Source organism: Paenibacillus sp. O199, assembly GCF_001636635.1.
Lineage (GTDB): Bacteria > Bacillota > Bacilli > Paenibacillales > Paenibacillaceae > Paenibacillus > Paenibacillus marchantiae.
Genome location: NZ_LGRP01000085.1, coordinates 1 through 3,203 on the forward strand (window position 1 = coordinate 1; position 3,203 = coordinate 3,203).

Consider the following 3,203-nt stretch of genomic DNA (forward strand, 5'->3'; position numbering starts at 1 on the left):
TGCACCATAGCCAGACGCTGACGCAGCAGGGACCGGTTTAACCGTGGTCCCTGAACGTGTAGCATGGCTCCCATGGTGAAAGCAGACAGCATCTTGTGGGTCGACTGCACCACACCGTCTGCTCCGCAGGACAGCGCAGAGGCTGGCAGCTCCGGATGCTGCCCATAATGCGCGCCATGCGCTTCATCCACGAGCAGCGGCATGCCTGCCTCATGGCACACCTCAGCAATGGGCTTCAGATCAGCGCCCATGCCGTAATAATTGGGCAAAGTCACAAGTACTCCCTTTGCCTCAGGATATGCTTGGACAGCGGCCTGCACCGTCTCAAGCGACGGCATCACCGCAAGTCCACTCGCTGGATCAACCCATGGCTCCAGGAATACAGCCCTTGCGCCTGCCAGCATCAACCCGTGAATGACGGACTTGTGCACATTACGCTGTACCAGTACAAGACTATTAGGTTCATTACATACGGTCAGCAGCAAAGACAAATTACCAGAAGTACTGCCTCCGACAAGAAAGAAGCTCTCCTCTGCTCCAAAACAATCCGCTGCCAGCTGCTGTGCCTCCAATATAACCCCTTCTGGATGATGCAAATCGTCCGTCCCCGAGATTTCCGTTACATCCAGCCGCATCATCTCCAGAAACGCACTCACCGGTCCAACATCTGCTGCAGATGCGTCAGTTCCATTCCCAACATGATTCGTCAGCCCGTAAATTTCATTGCCATACCTCTCTTCCTCAGCTTGTCTGAAGCAATCCTCCCCATCAGTTACTGACCGTCCCAAACTTTGTTTTCCTTTTGCCTCACCCTCATTACGGTGAATTTCACCGGCTTCCCCATCTAACTGCTGCTGGTCCGCTTGCTCCAGTAACCCCCGATAGACTTGTCCGTTCTTATGCCCAGGTACATGAAAAGAACGCTGCCCTGAATCACGATACGCAAGCAACGCTTCATATAAAGGTGCGGTATTTGATTTATGCTCCATTGAATAATCATCCTGTACATTCATAAATTTTGATACGGTTCATACCAATGCTCTCCCTATAACAACAGAGACCTTTCCACGCATGTTTCTATCCTACGATCTGCTGTATTCAAAACGTGTAGGTAAAGCACTTCTTCTTTCATTATATCAGGAATTGTCCAGCCCCCGTGCAAACCACCGTTTCCACCGATGCAGCAGCATCATATCCAGTTACCCCATGGGTCCTTTCCATGTCCATTTTCCCCTTCTTATTTCCCTGATAGAAACAGAAAAAGGCCCCTAGGGCCTCTATGCACATTGATACAAATCAATGTGATGTTTCACTAATATGATTTAACGCTCTTTATGCGTTCTTTTGCACCCAAATCTGCTTCATTTGATGAATAAAATAATTGTACTTGGCATCCTGTGCATCCGTATGAACCATTTCTGCTTCGCAAGCGTCACATATAAATTCAGATACAATAAAAATGCCTTCTCTTTTGGTCTGTTCGCAGATAATGCATGTGTGTTCGGCGTGTCCTTCCATCAACCATCCCACCTTGTTTAACGTATTACTATCAGTATTGCACAGTTTCTATTATTTTAAACCTTTTCATAGTGCTTTCTTTCTATAAAATATATATATTCGCCTACCCCTCTATGGGTGTCTGTACCGAAAACAAACAAAAGAAAAATGCCATTCGTTCTATACTTCAGCCAGACAGCCTGCATTTGTTAGCCATTCTCCTTACCTTATAACGTAGCTAAAACCTCGCAGACCTGCAATTTCTTCTATTATATGAAAAGCATGAATGGACAGTCATTACAAGAAACATCCCCGCACTTCATTGTATTTCTCATGTGATTACCTACTCCTCCTACAGCTTTGAAAAACTTATATACTATAATCTTAAAAAAACTTGGATTTTCAGCCGATATATAATACATCACCATCAGAACCTGACAGCCAGGTCGTTCAAAGGTATACTTGTATATGATTAATCTACTTCCATATCTTGTACATCAATCTGGAGTCCATACAAGGTTCATATATGTAACTCTGCGTCATCCATTTCCTTATTTATGAAAACGAATACCTATTACAAATGAACGTGATCCCAGAAGGAGGATTTGTAATCGTATGATCGCCGAACCGGAGAATAAAGCAACCTTTTATCAATACCGGCTTCTGAAAAAAAAGGCCATTGCCCGCAGCGTAATCTTTAGCTATCTGTCTTTGCCTGTCATTATGCTTTTGTTTAATCTGTTAGCATTCTCCTGGACCGGCCTCTTCTACTTTATCCTGGCAGGACCGATCACACTATGGATTCATTATGTCATTGCCAGAACCATATTACTGCTGGTCCGTACCTCCTATGCACGTCGTTGGCGCTGGAACCTCAAAATGCCTTGGTTCGGCTATATTCCAGACCAACATTTCAGCTACCGCATGTTCGTCCGGGTCCACCTCAATATGAGCTGGATTGGGCTATGTATCATTACCGTCTGTTTAATATGGTCACCCTTGTCCTTCACCCTATCGTTGATTTTCTGGCATCTGTGGCTGCTTGTACCACGTCTATATGTTGTACTTGTTCTTTCACGCGAACGTAAGGACGGGCTTATCAAATTAAATGAACAAGATGTCTCCTACTACCTGCAATAATTGTTCTTCTATCCTTTACCTATAACCTTGCCTAACGCATTGTATAGTTGAAACCAGTAATACATAAAACGCTAAAGCTCATCCATACCTTCTATTCAAACTGACGCAACCACTCCTATGACACTCTTCCTTGATTACTGCGTCATGCTTCCAAACCTTAAAGGTTATCCACAGTGGATAACCTTTATTTATTTCACCTCTCTTTTTCCCTTATCCACAGCATGGGTATAGTTAAAACGGTTATCCCCAACGCAGTACATCCATTTCCGTTCTGCCACGTCCTAGCTTGTTGAATACCTTTTCTGATATTGAGTACGTAGTAGGCTCATAATCGACCTCCTTTCGATATCTTCCCCCTCTTCTATGTTTACTTGCTCTATAGACGACTGATACCAGCCTCTACAGGCACCTACTATCTTTGCTATCTATGCCTCATGTCTCCTGTGTGAGTGCTGTAAGCCTGCCTCTCTACAGCTCCTGGTTAAGTCACCGCCAAAAGAAAACCTCCGAACGATCCATTGCTCATCTAATATGATTCATGACAGACAAAAATAAATACAAAAAGC

At 44.4% G+C, this 3,203-nt stretch carries 3 protein-coding genes; 1 reads left to right on the forward strand and 2 read right to left on the reverse strand.

The features are described from left to right. Together A6049_RS32180 and A6049_RS32185 are read right to left on the reverse strand one after the other, a co-directional pair. On the reverse strand, positions 1-989 hold a 989-nt coding region (locus A6049_RS32180; protein WP_145921983.1), incomplete at its 3' end, for an aminotransferase class I/II-fold pyridoxal phosphate-dependent enzyme. 343 nt (positions 990-1,332) lie between these two features. Then, positions 1,333-1,518 carry a sigma factor G inhibitor Gin gene (locus A6049_RS32185; protein ID WP_024633689.1) on the reverse strand — a complete coding sequence of 62 codons (186 nt, stop codon included), beginning with the start codon at positions 1,516-1,518 and terminating at the stop codon, positions 1,333-1,335. A 594-nt stretch (positions 1,519-2,112) separates the two neighbouring features. On the opposite strand from A6049_RS32185, the gene A6049_RS32190 reads away from it, so the two are divergent. Then, a complete protein-coding gene (locus A6049_RS32190; RefSeq protein WP_063568461.1) occupies positions 2,113-2,637 on the forward strand; it encodes a hypothetical protein in 525 nt (174 codons plus the stop codon). The last annotated feature ends 566 nt before the right edge of the window (positions 2,638-3,203 follow it).

Excerpts from the sequence above, each read along its gene's own strand:
- A6049_RS32185 (WP_024633689.1), bottom strand. The coding sequence starts at position 1,518 with ATGGAAGGACACGCCGAACACACATGCATTATCTGCGAACAGACCAAA.
- A6049_RS32190 (WP_063568461.1), top strand. The coding sequence starts at position 2,113 with ATGATCGCCGAACCGGAGAATAAAGCAACCTTTTATCAATACCGGCTT.